We start from the raw sequence: 16,677 nt of genomic DNA, 5'->3' as shown, positions 1-16,677 counted from the left end.
CAGATCCGGTGATCCGCGTCAACAAGGCGCCGGAGGAGTATCGCCGGAGTGGGCTGGGCAGTCCGCGGATGGCCGTACACGAGCGGTGTCCGGCCGACAAGATGGGAGCAGCGGATCCGGCGTTCCCGGCCCCGGCCCACCGGGAACGGGCGGACGCCGGCTGCGAGCACGGACGCGATCAGGACGCGAAGACGACACGAGCGGCGAGGTGACCGATGGGGGACGACGGGGCTGCCGAACCGGGCGGACCGGTGATGGACCGGGAGGAGGCGGACCGTGCCCTGGCGCGGTTGTGCGCGGAGCACGAGGCGGTGGAGACCTCTCTGTACGCACTCCAGGACCACGCGGGGCGCAGGCTGCTGGAGGGCGCCGAACCGACCGGGGTCACCAGGGAGCGGTGGGCGCGGACCGAGGAGGCCGTCTCACTGCTGTGGACCTGCTTCGACGCCTTCACCGCGGCGCTGGACTCCGCGCGTGAACTGCGCGGCAGAAGCCGCTGGCCTGCGCCGGAGGACCTCGCCGAGCTGACCGCGCGGCTGCGCGGCCCGGCGGTCACCGTCCCCGCCGCCGACAGCCCCGGGGCCGGGGCCGTCGAGCGGATCACCCTGGCCGAGCTGGTGTCCCGGATGAACGGCTGGTACGCCCGGGCCCTCGACACGGTCGTCGCCGCCGACTCCGTGTGGTCCGCGCTGCCCGCCCGGATAGACATGCTCTCCGCCGAGCTCCAGCGCATCCGCTCCCTGGCGCACTCCGTGGGCGTACGCCCCGGGGAGCATCCGGCGGGCGACGAGCTGGAGCAGGTCACCGCGGAGCTGACCGCGCTGCGGGCCGAGGTCCTCACCGACCCGCTGGCCTTCTGGGTGTCGGCGGGCGGGAGTTCGGCCCCCGGCGGCGGGCGCCCCGACACCGTCCGGTACGACCGCGCGGCCCGTGCGCTGGAGGACGTCCGACGCGAGATCGACGCCGTGCTCCAGGTACGGCAGGACGCCGAGCAGCGGCTGATGCGGCTGCGTGACGTGCTGTCGCGTGCCGACCGCACCCTGGCCGAGGCCAGGACTGCGCGCGGCGAGGTGCTGGCGAAGATCGCGGCCGTCGAAGTGCCCGCGGTGAGCGGGCCGCCGACCGCCCTGTACGAGCAGCTCGCGCTGGCCGCCGAGCACCGGCGGCACGCCCGCTGGCACCGGCTGTCACCGTTGCTGGAGAGCCTGGAGGAGCGCGCGGACGAGGAGTTGGAGCGGGCCCGCGCCTCGCTGACCGCCGTGACCGCGCCGCTGGCGGTGCGGGCCGAGCTGCGCGGCCGGCTGGACGCGTACCGCGCGCGGGTGGCGCGGCGCGGTATGGCGGACGATCCGCTGCCGGCGAAGCGGTACGACGCCGCCCGGCGGCTGCTGTGGAGCGCGCCGTGCGATCTGCGGGCGGCCGAGCAGGCGGTGCTGCGCTACCGGGAGGCGGCGCTGGAGGCGCCGGCGCCGCCCTGCGGGCCGGCGGGTGGCGAACCGGCTGGCGGGGAAGAGGGGTTCCGGTGATCCGGAGGGCCTCCGGCCCGCCGTACACCGCCCTCCCCCGCCGCGGAGGCCGGGTTTGGACGCGCTGCTCCGGGAACGCTTGACCACCGGGGCAACCGTACGGGGGCGTGCCCGGCGCTCTCCGGCTTCCATGGTGTCACTGGGACGCCTTCAAATCACCATCAGAGCACCAAAGAGACCCTACGCTGAAGTCATGGACGAGACGACACGCATCACACTCCGCCTTCCCGCCGACCTCCACGAGTGGCTGGTCGGCCAGGCCAGGTCCGCCCGCAGGTCCCTCAACTCCGAGATCGTCTACCGCCTGGAGGTCGAGCGCGCCACCGAGGCCGACGGCGAATCACGCTGAGGGCGGTTCGCCCCCACCCGTCCTGCACCGCAGGAGTCCGACTCCCTCCCGAGAACGGGAGGCATCCCCACCCCGGCCCGGAGGCCGGGACATCATCGAAGGAACCCGGTGACCATGCCGCAGCCCGACCGCCCTTCCGTCTGCCCCCGGTGCCAGGAGCCGCTGGAGGACGGTGATCTACACCGCGGCGCGTGCGGAGCCGGTCCGGCGGCCGGGACAGGCGGCTCGCGGCCCCTGATCCCGCCGCTCCCGGCGGCACCGCCCGTGCCTCCCGCCCCACCGGCGCCTCCCGCGGCCCCGCCCGCCGTACCGGACGCCGCACAGGACGGGCCGGACCACGTCCTGCCGCCCCCCGTCCCGCAGGTGCCGCCGCCTCCCGGGGTGCCGCCCGCGCCCGCCGTTCCTCCCACGGCCCCCGACGCGCAGGCCGAAGAAGCAGGGCGGGCCGGTCCGCCGGCGCCGGACCCACGTGAGAACCGGCTCCCGGCCGGCGCCCACGGCGGCGCTCCGGCCGGTGGCGCGGAAGAACGGTGTGTCGCCTGCGGCACGGGCGCCGTCGACGCCGAGAGCCGCTGCGAGCACTGCGGGCACGCCCAGCCCCGCGAACGCGACCACACGGAGGAGGAGTCGGAAGGGGCCGCGGCGGTCAGCGACCGGGGGCTGCGCCACCACCGCAACGAGGACTCCTTCGCCGTCTCGGCCGTCCCCCTGCCGGACGGCTCCCCGGCCGTGATCGCCGTCGTCTGCGACGGGGTGTCGTCGGCGACCCGCCCGGACGAGGCCTCGGCCGCCGCCGCCGAGTCCGCGTGCGCGTCGATGCGGCGCTCCCTGCCGCGCGGCGCCGATCCCCGGCAGGCGATGCACGACGCCCTGGTGGCCGCATCCGAGGCCGTCAACGCCCTGGCACCGGAACCACGCGACCCGGTGGAGAACGTCCCGGCCTGCACCATCGTCGGAGCGGTGGTCGCCGCGGACCTCCTCACCGTCGGCTGGATCGGCGACAGCCGCGTCTACTGGATCCCCGAGGACCGCTCCACCGCGCCCGCCCGGCTCACCGAGGACGATTCCTGGGCCGCCCAGATGGTGGCGGCGGGCCTGATGGAGGAGGCCGAGGCGTACGCGGACGCCCGGGCGCACGCCATCACCGGATGGCTGGGCGCGGACGCCTACGAGATCGACCCGCACACCGCCTCGTTCACCCCGGACCGGCCCGGCGTGGTGGTGGTGTGCACGGACGGGCTGTGGAACTACGCCGAGTCCGCCGAGGAGATGGCCGCGGCCGTCCCGGCCGACGCCCGTACCCACCCGATGCGGTCCGCCCGGCACCTGGTGGGGCACGCGCTGGACGGCGGCGGCCACGACAACGTGACGGTGGCGGTGCTCCCGTTCCCCGCGCCGCCCGGCTCCGGCCGGGCCGTGACCGGCTGACGCACCGCCCGCCCGGCGCCGGAGCGCCTTAACCGGATCGGGCGTACCGCGCCTCACGGCGGGCGGCAACCGGAACGGGTGCCGCCGGGCGGGCCGACCGGAGGTGGCGCAGATCACCGGCCGCCCCTCCGCTCCGGCCGGCGCGGCGTTCCGCGGCGTCCGGCGGCAGCGGCGCGGGAAGCGGTGTGCCGGCCGTGCCCGGCCGGTTCCGCTCCCGCCGTTTGGTGGTCCACCCGCAGGTCACAGGACTTCCGGCCGGACGGGGACGGGCCCGGGGGCGGCGGTGGGGGCGCGGGCGGAGCCCCCCGCCCCCACCCTCCCGGCACCCGTCTGCCCCGGCGGCTCCGGGCGGCGGACGGGTGTGCCGGCGGGCGGTCGCGCCCCGGAAGCGGTGGAGAAGGCAGTGGGCGTGACCGGTCCCGCGCCCGGTACTGTTCCGCTGACGGCGGTGGTCCTTCGAGGCCGACGGGACCACCGGACGCGCGGCCCGAAAGCCGGGACGCGCGAAGGAGCGAACGACCGAGCGACGCGACACGGAGCCGCACGGAGGGGGAAGGACCGACATGCCGACTTGCCCGAACGGCCATCAGTCGGCGGCCGACGACTGGTGCGAGGTGTGCGGCCACCACATGGCCGCCGCTCCGGGGGTGCCCGCCGGTGCCGTTCCGCCGCCCCCGATGCCCGGCCGGGGCGGCTACGGCTACCCCGGCCCCGGGGACGACTCCGCGGTGCAGGGCGAGCTGTGCCCGCAGTGCCGCACTCCCCGCGAGGGGCAGTCCCCGGCCTGCGAGGAGTGCCGGTACAGCTTTCTCACGCACTCCCCCGCCTCCTACGGTCCGCCGCCTCCGCCCGCCCCGCCGCAGCAGATGCCCGGCAGCGGTATGAGCGGGCTGAACCTGCCGCCCGGCTTCCAGGCGCAGGGCCCGCCCGCCCCGCCCCAGCAGCCTCAGCACCACCAGCACCACGGGCAGCCCCAGCACGGGCAGTCCGACTACGGCCGGTCCGACTACGGGCAGCAGCCCGGCTACGGCTACCCCCACCAGCCTCAGGCTCCCCAGCCTCCGCAGCCGCCCCGGCAGCCGCAGGGAGGCGGCGGTGACGACTGGACGCTCCCACCGCCCTCGCACGGCGGACAGCAGCCCGGTCAGCACGGGCAGTCCGACTACGGCCGGTCCGACTACGGGCAGCAGCCCGGCTACGGCTACCCCCACCAGCCTCCGCAGCAGCAGTCCCATCACCAGCCCCACCAGCAGCCGCACCACCAGCAGGGGCCGCCGCCCCAGCAGCGGCCCGCGAACTGGGCGGTGACGGTCGGGCCCGACCACGAGTACTTCACCGCGATGATGCGGCGCAGCGGCCCCGAGGCGGCCGGACTCAACATGCCCGCCTACACCGCCGAGCAGCACGTCCGGCTCAGCGGTCCCCAGGTCACCATCGGCCGCCGCCGCCACTCCACCGGCGAGTCGCCCGACATCGACCTGGGCCGCTCGCCGGAGGACCCGGGGGTCTCGCACCAGCACGCGGTGCTTGTGCAGCAGCCCGACGGCGGCTGGTCCGTGGTCGACCAGGACTCCACCAACGGCACCACCATCAACGGCGCCGAGGACCCGATCCAGCCGTTCGTCCCCGTCCCGCTCCAGGAGGGCGACCGGGTGCACGTCGGGGCGTGGACCACGATCACCCTGCACCGGGGCTGACGCCCGGACCGTCACCCCGGCCTGCTCCGGGGCTCCACCGCCGGAGCCCCGGGTCCGTCCCCGGTCCACCGGACGAGACCGCCCCGGATCCCGGCCACTGCCGGAAGGTGATGTTCCGGCAGTAGCCTCCGCCCCATGAAAGACGCCGCGATCACAGTCGAGGGGCTGCGCAAGCGGTACGGGGACGTGCAGGCCGTCGACGGGGTGTCCCTCACCGTCGAACGCGGCGAGTTCTACGGCATCCTCGGACCGAACGGCGCGGGCAAGACGACCGCCCTGGAGATAACCGAGGGCCTGCGCAAGCCGGACGAGGGGACGGTCCGGCTGCTCGGCGAGTCCCCCTTCCCCCGCAGCCCGGCGCTGCTGCGCCGCGTGGGCGTCCAGTTCCAGGCATCGGCGTTCTTCGAGAAGCTGACCGCCCGCGAGCAGATCCGCACCTTCGCCTCCCTCTACGGCGTCTGCGCCGAGCGCGCCGACGCGATGCTGGAGACCGTCGGCCTGACCGAGAAGGCGGGCACCCGCGAGAACAGGCTCTCCGGGGGCCAGGCCCAGCGGCTGTCCATAGCCTGCGCTCTGGTCCACGACCCGGAACTGGTGTTCCTGGACGAGCCGACCACCGGTCTCGACCCGCAGGCCCGCCGCAACCTGTGGGACCTGCTGCGGGCCATCAACGAGGAGGGCCGCACCGTGGTGCTCACCACGCACTACATGGACGAGGCCGAGACACTGTGCGACCGGGTCGCGGTGATGGACAACGGCCGCGTACTGCGTGTGGGCGCCCCGGCCGAGCTGGTGGCGGAGCTGGGCGTGGACTCCCTGGAGGACGTCTTCCTCCAGCTGACCGGACGGGAGTACCGCCAGTGAGCGCCGCGACGTTCACCAGCCTCTCCAAGGCGATGGCCCTGGGCCTGCTGAGAGACCGTACGGCCGCCTTCTTCATGCTGGTCTTCCCGCTGATGTTCCTGGTGCTGTTCGGCGCGCTGTTCAAGAACGACGCGACGGCACGGGCGGAGATCGTCCAGATCGGCCGGGTCGAGGTCTTCGACTCCCTGCCGCGCGACGCGCGCGAGGGGCTGGAGGAGGTTCTGGAGATCAGGCGGTCCGACGACCGGGGCAAGGCCCTGGAGGAGGTCCGCGCGGGCGATGCGGACGCCGCCGTCTGGCAGGAGGGCGACGAGGTGCGGCTGCGCTACTCGGCCGCCGACCGGGTCCGGGCGGGCAACGCGCGGGCACTGGTCGACTCGGTCGTCCAGCAGGCCAACATCGCCGCGACCGGGCAGCCGCCCGCCTACGAGCTGACCGCCCGGCAGGTGGAGGACGAGTCGCTGCAGGCGATCCAGTTCCTCACCCCGGGCCTGCTCGGCTGGGCGGTGGCGATGGGTGCGGTCTTCGGATCGGCGTTCACCCTGGTCAACTGGCGCAGGAAGCGCATCCTGCGACGGCTGTGGCTGGCCCCGGTGAGCGCGGGCACGGTCATCGCGGCCCGCGTCGGGGTGAGCGTGGCGCTGGCCCTCGTCCAGACCGCGGTCTTCCTCGGCGTGGCCTCCGTCCCCTACTACGGCCTGGAGCTGAGCGGCGACTGGTGGCTGGCCGTGCCGCTGGTGGTGTGCGGCACACTGGCCTTCATGTCCATCGGGCTGGTCGTCGGCGCCTGGGCGAAGACCGAGGAGGCTGCGAACGGGGCGGCCCAGGTGGTCATCCTGCCGATGGCCTTCCTCTCCGGCGCCTTCTTCCCGCTGGACATGGCGCCGGCCTGGATTCGGACGGTCTCCGGCATCTTCCCGCTGACGTATCTGAGCGAGGCGATGCAGGACGTCCTCTCCCGCGGTCAGTCCTGGGGCGCGGCACTGCCCGTCATGGGCGGGCTGCTGCTGTTCGCGGCGGTCCTGACGGCGGTGGCCGCCCGGCTCTTCCGCTGGGACGACGCCTGAGGCCCCCGGCCGCCCGCCGGGGCCGGACCCCGGGCCCCGGAGCACGGGCCGGGCATCTGCGACCATGGGGGGCGTGATGGAGATTCCGCGTGGCGACGTGCAGACGCAGACCTTCTTCGAGCAGGTCGGGGGCGAGGAGACGTTCCGGCGGCTGGTGCGCCGGTTCTACGAGGGGGTCGCCGGGGACCCGCTGCTGCGGCCGATGTACCCGGAGGAGGACCTCGGCCCGGCCGAGGAGCGGCTGACGCTGTTCCTGATGCAGTACTGGGGCGGGCCGCGCACGTACAGCGAGCAGCGGGGGCACCCCCGGCTGCGCATGCGGCACGTGCCCTTCAGGGTCGACCGCGCCGCCCACGACGCCTGGCTGCGGCACATGCGCGACGCCGTTGACGGCCTCGGCCTGGCCCCCGAGCACGAGCGGCAGCTGTGGGACTACCTGGTCTACGCGGCCGCCTCGATGGTCAACACCCCGGACTGACCCCCGCGCCGCGCACGCACGCACCGGAGCCCCGGCCCTTCTCCCGGGCCGGGGCTCCGCCCGCGTTCTTCGCGAGGACGTCCTCACAGCGGGGTGACGCTCAGCCCCGGACCGCCCCGTCCGGCGCCGCGCACGGCGACCGAGCCGTACGGGGTACGCAGCCGCAGCCAGGTACCGGCGGCAAGCACCGCCACCGCGGCGGCCTGCCCGCCCGCGACGGGTGGCGGCCCCTGCGGGCCGGCGGCCGGGGCCGGGCCGCGCCAGCGCAGCATGCCCAGCGCCTGGGCGGCGTGCACGGCGCGCAGCGGCAGCCCCGTACCGCCGCCCAGGGGGCGGGACCAGATCTCCTCCGCCAGCGCGTCCAGCGCCTCGCGGGTGCGCTCGCCGGGCGCCAGCGCCTCGCTGCGCCGCCGGAACTCGGCGACCACCGACGCGGCCGCCGCGCGCACCGACTCGTACGGCAGCTCGCCCACCGGCCGCCAGCCGCCGCGCGGCGGCAGCAGGCCGGCCCAGGGCGGGCCTGTCACGGCGGCGGGCACGGAGACGGACCCGGACGCCTCGTCGAGGCCCTCCAGCAGTTCCCCGGCGGAGACCGTCGCGTCCACTTCCGCCGGCTCGGTCAGCCGGACGGTGCGCACGGCCAGCACCTCGAAGCGGGCCGGGCGCGCGAAGACGCCCAGGACACCGTCCCCGGCCGCCCGCAGCCGTGCCGCCGCGGCCTTCTCCCAGCGCAGCAGCCGCCCCAGGAGGGCGGCCAGTTCGGCCGCTTCCCCGGGGTCGGCGAACACCAGTCGTGGAGGCTGTCCGCTCATGCGGCGGCGGCCCCCGTCGCGCTGTCGTCCAGGTACTCCTTGAGGAAGGCCCTCTCCTCGTCGGAGAGCCGGCGCGGACGCTCGCGCTCCAGGTCGTAGGGGACCACGACCGTCGAGGCGCGGACGTAGACGGTGTCCCCCTCGCCGGGGCCGTCCTTGACCTCGTAGGCGACCGTCAGCGAGGCCGCGCCGACCTTCGTCACCCACATCTCGACCACGACCGGCTCGTGCCGGTGCACCAGCGGGCGCAGATAGGAGATCTCGTGCCCGGCCACCACCGAGCCGCCGGTGAAGGCCCCCGACGCCGCCTGGCGGGCGAGCCGGAACATGAAGTCGATCCGTGCCTCCTCCAGGTACCTCAGGAACACGACGTTGTTGACGTGCCCGAAGGAGTCCATGTCGGACCAGCGCAGGGGGCAGGGGAATGTGTGGCGCACGCCTCTCCTCAGCCCCGCGTCAGCTTCTTGTAGGTGGTGCGGTGCGGACGGGCCGCGTCCGGGCCGAGACGCTCGACCTTGTTCTTCTCGTAGGACTCGAAGTTGCCCTCGAACCAGAACCACCTGCTCTCGCCCTCGTAGGCGAGGATGTGGGTGGCCACGCGGTCCAGGAACCAGCGGTCGTGGGAGACCACCACGGCGCAGCCGGGGAACTCCAGCAGCGCGTTCTCCAGCGAGGACAGGGTCTCGACGTCGAGGTCGTTGGTCGGCTCGTCGAGCAGGAGCAGGTTGCCGCCCTGCTTGAGGGTGAGCGCCAGGTTCAGGCGGTTGCGCTCACCGCCGGACAGGACCCCGGCCGGCTTCTGCTGGTCCGGGCCCTTGAAACCGAACGCGGAGACGTAGGCGCGCGAGGGCATCTCGACCTGCCCGACGTTGATGTAGTCCAGCTCGTCGGAGACGACGGCCCACAGCGTCTTCTTGGGGTCGATGTTGGCGCGGGCCTGGTCGACGTAGGAGATCTTGACCGTGTCGCCGACCTTGATGGTGCCGGAGTCCGGCTCCTCCAGTCCCTGGATCATCTTGAACAGCGTGGTCTTGCCCGCGCCGTTGGGGCCGATGACGCCGACGATGCCGTTGCGCGGCAGGGTGAAGGACAGGTCGTCGATGAGGACCTTGTCGCCGAACGCCTTGTGCAGGTGCTCGACCTCGACCACGACGTTGCCCAGACGCGGGCCCGGCGGGATCTGGATCTCCTCGAAGTCGAGCTTGCGGGTCTTCTCGGCCTCGGCGGCCATCTCCTCGTAGCGGGTCAGACGCGCCTTGGACTTCGCCTGGCGGCCCTTGGCGTTGGAGCGGACCCACTCCAGCTCCTCCTTGAGGCGCTTCTGCCTCTTGGCGTCCTTCTGCCCCTCGACCTTGAGGCGGGCGGCCTTCTTCTCGAGGTAGGTGGAGTAGTTGCCCTCGTAGGGGTGGGCGCGGCCGCGGTCGAGCTCCAGGATCCACTCGGCGACGTTGTCCAGGAAGTACCGGTCGTGGGTGATGGCCACGACGGTGCCCTCGTACTTGGCCAGGTGCTGCTCCAGCCACAGCACGGACTCGGCGTCCAGGTGGTTGGTGGGCTCGTCCAGCAGCAGCAGGTCGGGGGCCTCCAGCAGCAGCTTGCACAGCGCGACGCGGCGCTTCTCACCGCCGGAGAGGTTGGTGACGGGCCAGTCGCCGGGCGGGCATCCCAGGGCGTCCATGGCCTGCTCCAGCTGGGCGTCCAGGTCCCAGGCGTTCGCGTGGTCGAGCTGCTCCTGGAGCTTGCCCATCTCCTCCATCAGCTCGTCGGTGTACTCGGTCGCCATCTGCTCGGCGATCTCGTTGAAACGGTCGAGCTTGCCCTTGATCTCCGCGACGCCGTCCTGGACGTTCTCCAGCACCGTCTTGGACTCGTCCAGCGGGGGCTCCTGGAGGAGGATGCCGACGCTGTAGCCGGGGGCGAGGAAGGCGTCGCCGTTGGACGGCTGCTCCAGTCCGGCCATGATCTTCAGCACCGTGGACTTTCCGGCGCCGTTGGGGCCCACGACACCGATCTTCGCTCCGGGCAGGAAGCTCAGCGTGACGTCGTCGAGAATCACCTTGTCGCCGTGCGCCTTACGCGCCTTGCGCATGGTGTAGATGTACTCAGCCAAGAGAAACCGTCCGGCAATCAGGGAGTGGGCAGATACACCCCATCTTGCCGCACCCCCGCGCTGGGACGAAAACGAGTACCGGAGCGACCTGTGTCACGGCCCCGGGCCGTGAAAAGGCCGCGTGCCGCCGCAGGGGTGCGGCGGCACGCGGCCGGGTGGTCCGGGCGGACCAGGCGATCACGCCCGGACCGGTGGAGCGAGGTGAGGCGACGGCTCAGTCGTTGGGGCCTGCCGTGGCGGACTTCTTCTTCCGGAGGAAGAAGACGGCGGCGCCGCCGAGGACCACCAGGGCGAGGGCGACACCCGCGATGATCGGGGTGGTGCTGCTGCTGCCGGTCTCGGCGAGGTTGCCGTCGGTGTCACCGGTGTCGCCGGTGTCACCGCCGACGGTGGCCGGGCTGGGCTTGGTGGAGGGCTCGGGGCTCTCCTCCTCGCCGCCGCCGTTGCCGCCGGTGGTGGTCTCGGTCTCGCAGTCGAGGGTGCCGGTGAAGGTCTCCTCGAAACCGTTCGGGCCGGTGATCGTGATGTTGTACTCCTGGTCCTCCTGGACCGGGACGGTCACGGTCTCGGAGCCGCCGGCCGGGATCTCGTACTCCTTGCCCGCGAGGGAGAAGGAGAACGGCTCGTCACCCTCGTTGGTCGCGGTGACGTCGACGCCGCCCTCGACACAGTTCTTCTCCGCGGTCACGGCCGGGATCGGGCCCTCGTTGGCCCAGTTCGCGGTCGCGGTGGCGGTGACGCTGGAGCTGCTGGAGCCGGCCAGGATCTGGGTCTGGCTCGGGTTCTTCGGGTCGACGCTGGTGAAGGCGCGGCCCACGGCGACCTCGGTGTTGGCCTGCGCGGTCAGCGAGGCGGTGCCGGGCTCGGTGCCCTTGGGCACGTCGAAGAAGAGCTGGTCGCCCTCCTTGGCGGTGGTCACCGCGTTGCCGTCCTTGTCGACGACCGTCACACCCGCGTTCGCGGCCTCGGCGCCGGGCGCGACGTTCACGGCCTGCGCGTTGGTGTGCACGGTGACCGGGCCGAGCTTCTCACCGGCCTTGCCGGAGACGGCGGACGGCTCGAGCGTGAGCGAGGCCTTCGGCTCGGCGAGGTTCTCGGCCGAGTTGATCAGGTACTCGGCGAGCTTGTCGGCGTTGTCGTTGTCCGCGTCGACCTTCACGTTGTCGGAGAAGTGCCAGATCGCGATCTGGGTGCCGGCGGCGGCGGTCTTCTCGGTGAGGCGCTTGGCTCCGGCCTTGCTCGCGAGCGCCGTGAGGTCGTCCACCTGCGGGTAGGAGTTCTTCAGGATCCAGAGGATCCTGCCCGCGTTCTCGTTGTTGTGGAGCGTGGACTCGTCCCAGGAAGCCTCGCGGTACTTGGCGCCAGCGACCGTCCCGCGGCCGACATCGATGCAGTAGGTCTTCAGGGTGCCGCCGCCCTCGACCTTCAGCTCGAACAGACCGGCGGCGGTCTGGCCCGGGTTGGGTCCGTCAAGGATCTCGACGCCGGAACCGATCGTCACGCCGGCCTTGGGCAGGGTGGCGAGCACGCCGTCCTGCTGGTTGTTCTCGTCTGCGACGGCGGTCCCCGCACCGGCGATCACTCCTGCCGCCAGCATGCCCGTGGCTATCGCTGCGGCGGCGAAACGGGCGGGACCCCGTCCGCGTACAGAAATCATGGTCTGGTCGTCCCCTCGTCAACCCCCGTGTCTCAGAGGGCGATCGTAGGGAGCAATCGGAACGCGATCCCCAGGAATATCAGACGTTACACATTTCGAGCCCCAATCGTTATAACGGAACGCCGCAGAGGCGTACCCACCATGACATACAGGCAGTTAACGGCTGGTTATGTGTAAGTCTCATGGACCGGCCGCCGGTTCGCCGGCGGGAACGGCCCGCACCACGCGGCGGAACGACGAGGTGCCCCGGGCCAGGTCATGCCCCACGGCCGTGGCATCGATCTCCGCCGACGTCCAGCGCCTTCCGTCGCGTTCGCCCTGCTGCACTCGCAACCGCCCCTGGACGAGCAGGGGTTCGCCGACTGTCACGGAGGCGGCCAGGTTCTCCGCGAGCCCCCGGAACGCCCACACCGTGTAGAAGCTGGTGTGGGCGTCCGTCCAGCCGCCCCGCTGCTCGTCGTAGCGCCGCACCGTGGTGGCCAGCCGCAGCCGGGCCACCGGATGGCCGGACGCCGTCGTCCTGGACTCCACCGCCGACGCCGCGTTGCCGACCACCGTCACCATCGTCTCGTTCACTCGAGCCGCCCCCGTTCTCTTCTCCTTCGCTCCCGTACGGCTCTGATACTGCCCGCCCGCGACGGTGTCCGCCGCGGCCTGTGGAGTACCGACGGGTTGTGGACAACCCGGCCACCCGGACGGGCGACGGCAGAAGGCCCCCCGGGGCCGGCCTCAGGCCCGGCCCGTGCCGCCCGCCGCGATGACGTACTGCTCGCGCACCTCCCGGTACCGCAGCAGTTCGGCGGCCACCGGTTCCAGCACCCAGGCCTGGCCCCAGCCGGTCGCCAGCCGCCGCAGTCCGCGCTCCTCCTCCAGCCCGTACGCCCGCGCCGGCCCCCGTGCCGCGATCCGGCAGCACCAGGCCAGCAGCGGGCCGCCCAGCGCGCCGCCCGTCAGCAGCGCCACCGGCAGCCAGACGCCGCCCCACCCGGGTCCTCCGGCGATCAGGTCCACCAGCAGGTACAGGCCGAGCAGTTGGACGGCCAGCATCAGCCACTGCGCGCAGGACACCACCGTCCACCAGCGCGGCCTCGGCGGCCGGACCTCATCGCTCTCGTCCGCGGCCGAGACGATCGCGTCCTCCAGCGCTTCCGGCAGCCCCAGCGCACCGCGCCAGGCCGCGTCCCGCACCGAGCGGGCCCACGGCTGCGGCAGCCCGGCCGACGCCTCCTCGGCCAGCGCCCGAACCGCCTGCGCCAGTACGGGCCGGGCCACCGTGACCGTCTCCGGCACCACGGCCCCGCCCCTGTCCCCATGCCCGTCTGCGCTCCCGGAGGCCGGTCCGGTACCGGGCCCGACCGGGGCGGCGGCCGTCTCCCCGCGCCCGCGCCGCGTCTCGTACCAGCGCAGCAGCCGCGCCCAGGGGGTGCCGCAGACCTGCTCCGCGCGGCGCAGCCAGAGGCGCTCGGCCGTCTGCCCCGCCGCCCACGCGCCCACCGTCGAGGCCAGCCGGTCCTCGAACTCCTCGCGCGCCCGCTCGGTCAGCCCGGCCGGGCCCCGCGGGGTGTCGGCCATGTAGACCGGGCGGAGCCGGGCGACCACACCGTCCACGTCGGCCGACAGCCGCAGCGCCGCCGCCCGCCGCCCCGAGGCCAACTCCCCCAGTGAGTCCCTCAGTTCGCCGACGCCCCGGCCCGTGAGCGCGGACAGGGCCAGTACGGTCGCACCGGGCTCGCCGTGCTCGCCGAGGGCCATGCCGTCCTCGTCCAGCAGCCGCCGCAGGTCGTCCATGACGGTGTCGACGTCGTCACCCGGCAGCCGGTCGACCTGGTTGAGCACCACGAACGTCACCTCGGCGTGGCCGGCCAGAGGCCGCAGATATCGCTCGTGCAGCACGGCGTCCGCGTACTTCTCCGGGTCGGTCACCCAGACCACCGCGTCCACCAGCCGCAGCATCCGGTCGACCTGCTCGCGGTGCCCGGGGGCGGCGGAGTCGTGGTCGGGCAGGTCGATGAGGACCAGGCCGCGCAGCGCCGGGTCGCGCGGCTGCACCCGGCGCCGGGCCCGGGGCGGTACCCCCATCCGCTCCAGCAGGCCGTCGGCGCCGCTGTCCCACTCGGTCTCCCAGACGCAGGCGACGGGCACCGAGGTGGTGGGGCGGCGCAGCCCGGTCTCGGAGAGCTGGACCCCGGCGAGCGTGTTGAACAGCATCGACTTGCCGCTGCCGGTGGCCCCGGCGACGGCGACGGCGGTGTACGCCCGCGACAGCCTGCCGCGCGCGGTGACCTCGTCCAGGATCCGGCCCGCCTCGGCGAGCACCTCGCCGTCCAGCCGGGTGCGGGAGAGGCCGACCAGCTCCCGCAGCGCGCGCAGCCGTTCGCGCAGCGCCTCCTCCTCGGGTGCGGCGCCCGGCGCGGCGTACGCCCGCGTGCCGCCGGCGCGACCGCCGTCCCACCACTCCTCCCGGCCGCCGGCGCGGCCGGGAGGGGCGGCGTCGAACGGCCCGCCCTCGAACGGCCCGGCCGGGAACGGCGCGCCCTCGGGCTCCTCCCGCACGCCCCCGCCCCCGTCCGTACGGACCCTGCGGGCGATCAGCCCGTCGTCCCAGATCCGGCCGCCGTCGGTACGGACGTCGGTGCCCACCGCGATCACCTCTCCTTCTGCAGTACGGACAGTGCGGCGATCAGGGCCACCTGCTGGCCGGGGGTGGCGTCGAGGTCCCGCAGGGGCGCGAGCCGGTAGCCGCGCTCCCCCCGCAGCACACGGTCCAGGCAGCCCTCCAGCAGCCGCTCGCCGCGCTCGCGCAGCCGCGCCGCGACGGCCGCGCCCAGGGCGCAGGCGAGCGCCTCGCCGGCGCCCCGCCCGCGCCGTCCGCCCAGCAGCGCGGCGGCGAGCAGGGCCGCGGTCTCCTCGGCCGACAGCGGGCAGCCGCTCTCGGCCGCGCGCAGTTCCTCGTCGGCGGCCTCCTCCAGGCAGCGCCGCCAGCGCCGCGCCAGGAGGTCGATCCGCTCCGCGACCAGTTCGTCGGCGCGGCCGCACTCGGGTGCGCCGGGTTCCAGGCGCCAGGCGTCGGCGGCCTGCTCGTCGGCGTCGCCGACGGCGCCGCGCAGCAGGGCGGACAGTCCGTCGGCGAAGGCGTCCAGGAGTTCGTCGCCGCCGCTGTCCCTGGGGAAACCGCGCCAGCGGGCGAGGGCCTCGCCCGCCAGCAGTTCGCCGTCGGCGATCTGCCGCCGCACCCGCGCCCCGGCCCGCTCGTACGCGCCGTCGATGTGCCGCATCAGCCGCAGTACGGCGGCGTGCTGGGCCGCGGCCGCGCCCGCGAGCCCGGAGACGCGCGAGCGCAGCGATGCCAGGGCGCCGGTGGCCGTCCGGTCGGCGGCGACCACGCGGGCGGCGGGGTCCCCGGCGTGGTGGAGCAACCACTCGCGCAGCCCGGCCACGGCCGTGGCGGGCAGCAGTCCGGAGCCGCCGCGCGCGGACTCGGGCAGCTCGGGAACGGTGAAGCAGGGCACGTCGCCGAGGCCGGCCCGCGCCAGCAGGGCGGTGTACTGGCGGGAGAGCTCGTCGGCGACCTGGTGGGGCACCCGGTCCAGCACGGTGGCCAGCGTCACGTCGTACTCGCGGGCGCTGCGCAGCAGGTGCCAGGGGATCGCGTCGGCGTAGCGGGAGGCGGTGGTGACCAGGATCCAGACGTCGGCGGCGCAGAACAGCTCGGCGGCCAGTTCGCGGTTGGCGGTCACCAGGGAGTCGATGTCGGGCGAGTCCAGCAGGGCGAGCCCGACGGGCACGGCCTCGGCGGTCTCGACGGCGAGCGCGGGCGGGGCGTCGGCGTCGTCCGCCGCGTGGTCGTCGTCGGGAAGGGCGGCCGGCCCGTCCTCCGCGGCGCGGCAGTCGTCCCGCCGCGGCGTCCAGACACGTCTCAGCCGGGGCAGTACGCGGGGCCCGGCGAACCAGTGCTGGTCGGCGGGGTGGCAGACCAGCACAGGTGTGCGCGTGGTGGGCCGCAGCACCCCCGCATCGCTGACCCGGCGCCCGACGAGCGAGTTGACCAGGGTGGACTTCCCGGCTCCGGTGGAGCCGCCGACGACGGCGAGCAGCGGCGCCTCGGGGGCGCGCAGCCTGGGCACCAGGTAGTCGTCGAGCTGGGCGAGCAGCTCGCCGCGGGAGCGGCGGGCGCGCTCGGCCCCGGGCAGCGGCAGCGGAAAGCGGGCTGCGGCGACGCGGTCACGCAGCGTGGTGAGCGCGTCGAGCAGTTCGGTCCTAGCTCCCAAGATCGCCACATGCGCAGAATGCCCAATTTCGAATGGTTTTTGAAGTGCATTAGGACTAGAACAGGCTGTTTTGACCCCTGTGGCCCGCGCCGCACCGGAGGCGGAGGGCATAACGACTGCACAACACCCGCCCCGCCGAGCGTTCAAACCGGTGCATGATTCGTACTCGCCTGCGATTATCGGGACCGCTTCACTGAACCTCCACAGGGTGTCGCGGACGTGAAGCAACGGGGAGGAAGCGCCCGGGCCCCTATCCTTGTCGCGGCAAGGTCACCCGGGGGCGCGCTCCGTCGCCCGTCCGCGACCGCTTGAGCCCCCGTAGCTCAGTGGATAGAGCAGGCGCCTTCTAAGCGCTTGGCCGCAGGTTCGAGTCCTGCCGGGGGCGCCACCGGCCCAGCCTCGGCTGGGCCGCTTCCTTGCA

The 16,677-nt window shown here is 74.0% G+C and carries 14 protein-coding genes and 1 tRNA gene; 8 read left to right on the top strand and 7 right to left on the bottom strand.

What is annotated here, in order from left to right; genetic code table 11:
* Nucleotides 1–215 precede the first annotated feature (215 nt).
* The 7 genes from ACGRHY_RS18285 (at nucleotide 216) to ACGRHY_RS18255 (ending at nucleotide 7,409) form a co-directional block, all read left to right on the top strand.
* Entirely contained in the window at nucleotides 216–1,526 is a 1,311-nt protein-coding gene (locus tag ACGRHY_RS18285) for a hypothetical protein (protein WP_394636394.1), read from the top strand.
* Nucleotides 1,527–1,719: 193 nt separating this feature from the next.
* Nucleotides 1,720–1,875 carry an Arc family DNA-binding protein gene (locus ACGRHY_RS18280; protein WP_394636393.1) on the top strand — a complete coding sequence of 52 codons (156 nt, stop codon included), beginning with the start codon at nucleotides 1,720–1,722 and terminating at the stop codon, nucleotides 1,873–1,875.
* Nucleotides 1,876–1,989: 114 nt separating this feature from the next.
* Entirely contained in the window at nucleotides 1,990–3,303 is a 1,314-nt protein-coding gene (locus tag ACGRHY_RS18275) for a PP2C family protein-serine/threonine phosphatase (RefSeq protein ID WP_394636392.1), read from the top strand.
* Between the two features lie 563 nt (nucleotides 3,304–3,866).
* Nucleotides 3,867–5,000, top strand: coding sequence for an FHA domain-containing protein (locus ACGRHY_RS18270; RefSeq protein ID WP_394636391.1), 1,134 nt, complete (start codon nucleotides 3,867–3,869; stop codon nucleotides 4,998–5,000).
* 135 nt (nucleotides 5,001–5,135) lie between these two features.
* A complete protein-coding gene (locus ACGRHY_RS18265; RefSeq protein WP_394636390.1) occupies nucleotides 5,136–5,864 on the top strand; it encodes an ABC transporter ATP-binding protein in 729 nt (242 codons plus the stop codon).
* Nucleotides 5,861–6,931, top strand: a complete 1,071-nt coding sequence (locus tag ACGRHY_RS18260; RefSeq protein WP_394636389.1) for an ABC transporter permease — start codon at nucleotides 5,861–5,863, stop codon at nucleotides 6,929–6,931. The genes ACGRHY_RS18265 and ACGRHY_RS18260 overlap by 4 nt, the downstream gene beginning before the upstream one ends.
* Nucleotides 6,932–7,004: 73 nt before the next feature.
* Nucleotides 7,005–7,409, top strand: a complete 405-nt coding sequence (locus tag ACGRHY_RS18255; RefSeq protein WP_394636388.1) for a globin — start codon at nucleotides 7,005–7,007, stop codon at nucleotides 7,407–7,409.
* 83 nt (nucleotides 7,410–7,492) lie between these two features.
* Here the strand turns inward: ACGRHY_RS18255 and ACGRHY_RS18250 are convergent, their stop codons facing one another.
* From ACGRHY_RS18250 to ACGRHY_RS18220, 7 genes are all read right to left on the bottom strand, one after another.
* On the bottom strand, nucleotides 7,493–8,221 hold the full coding sequence (locus tag ACGRHY_RS18250; RefSeq protein WP_394636387.1) for a DUF8010 domain-containing protein: 729 nt from the start codon (nucleotides 8,219–8,221) through the stop codon (nucleotides 7,493–7,495).
* Entirely contained in the window at nucleotides 8,218–8,658 is a 441-nt protein-coding gene (locus ACGRHY_RS18245; protein WP_394636386.1) for an acyl-CoA thioesterase, read from the bottom strand. Before ACGRHY_RS18245 ends, ACGRHY_RS18250 begins: the two co-directional genes overlap by 4 nt.
* A gap of 8 nt (nucleotides 8,659–8,666) precedes the next feature.
* Nucleotides 8,667–10,331, bottom strand: coding sequence for an energy-dependent translational throttle protein EttA (gene ettA, locus ACGRHY_RS18240; RefSeq protein WP_394636385.1), 1,665 nt, complete (start codon nucleotides 10,329–10,331; stop codon nucleotides 8,667–8,669).
* A 214-nt stretch (nucleotides 10,332–10,545) separates the two neighbouring features.
* Nucleotides 10,546–11,928, bottom strand: a complete 1,383-nt coding sequence (locus tag ACGRHY_RS18235) for a Cys-Gln thioester bond-forming surface protein (protein ID WP_394636384.1) — start codon at nucleotides 11,926–11,928, stop codon at nucleotides 10,546–10,548.
* A 240-nt stretch (nucleotides 11,929–12,168) separates the two neighbouring features.
* Complete coding sequence (locus tag ACGRHY_RS18230; RefSeq protein ID WP_394636383.1) at nucleotides 12,169–12,564, bottom strand: single-stranded DNA-binding protein; 396 nt, start codon at nucleotides 12,562–12,564, stop codon at nucleotides 12,169–12,171.
* 153 nt (nucleotides 12,565–12,717) lie between these two features.
* Nucleotides 12,718–14,628: a GTPase gene (locus ACGRHY_RS18225; RefSeq protein ID WP_394636382.1), complete on the bottom strand. Its 1,911-nt coding sequence runs from the start codon at nucleotides 14,626–14,628 to the stop codon at nucleotides 12,718–12,720.
* A gap of 5 nt (nucleotides 14,629–14,633) precedes the next feature.
* Nucleotides 14,634–16,265 carry a dynamin family protein gene (locus ACGRHY_RS18220; protein WP_394636381.1) on the bottom strand — a complete coding sequence of 544 codons (1,632 nt, stop codon included), beginning with the start codon at nucleotides 16,263–16,265 and terminating at the stop codon, nucleotides 14,634–14,636.
* A 303-nt stretch (nucleotides 16,266–16,568) separates the two neighbouring features.
* Here ACGRHY_RS18220 and ACGRHY_RS18215 point away from each other — a divergent pair.
* Nucleotides 16,569–16,644: transfer RNA gene (locus ACGRHY_RS18215), tRNA-Arg, on the top strand.
* The last annotated feature ends 33 nt before the right edge of the window (nucleotides 16,645–16,677 follow it).

Origin of the sequence: Streptomyces shinuiensis (genome assembly GCF_043660855.1) — a bacterium.
Classification (GTDB): domain Bacteria; phylum Actinomycetota; class Actinomycetes; order Streptomycetales; family Streptomycetaceae; genus Streptomyces.
The sequence above is the reverse complement of the archived record's forward strand: the minus strand, read 5'-3'. Positions and strand labels throughout refer to the sequence as shown.

Bases quoted from the DNA above. Each gene is read 5' to 3' on its own strand.
- ACGRHY_RS18270 (WP_394636391.1), top strand. From the start codon at position 3,867: ATGCCGACTTGCCCGAACGGCCATCAGTCGGCGGCCGACGACTGGTGC.
- ACGRHY_RS18235 (WP_394636384.1), bottom strand. From the start codon at position 11,928: ATGCTGGCGGCAGGAGTGATCGCCGGTGCGGGGACCGCCGTCGCAGAC.
- ACGRHY_RS18285 (WP_394636394.1), top strand. From the start codon at position 216: ATGGGGGACGACGGGGCTGCCGAACCGGGCGGACCGGTGATGGACCGG.
- ACGRHY_RS18265 (WP_394636390.1), top strand. From the start codon at position 5,136: ATGAAAGACGCCGCGATCACAGTCGAGGGGCTGCGCAAGCGGTACGGG.
- ACGRHY_RS18280 (WP_394636393.1), top strand. From the start codon at position 1,720: ATGGACGAGACGACACGCATCACACTCCGCCTTCCCGCCGACCTCCAC.
- ACGRHY_RS18250 (WP_394636387.1), bottom strand. From the start codon at position 8,221: ATGAGCGGACAGCCTCCACGACTGGTGTTCGCCGACCCCGGGGAAGCG.
- ACGRHY_RS18275 (WP_394636392.1), top strand. From the start codon at position 1,990: ATGCCGCAGCCCGACCGCCCTTCCGTCTGCCCCCGGTGCCAGGAGCCG.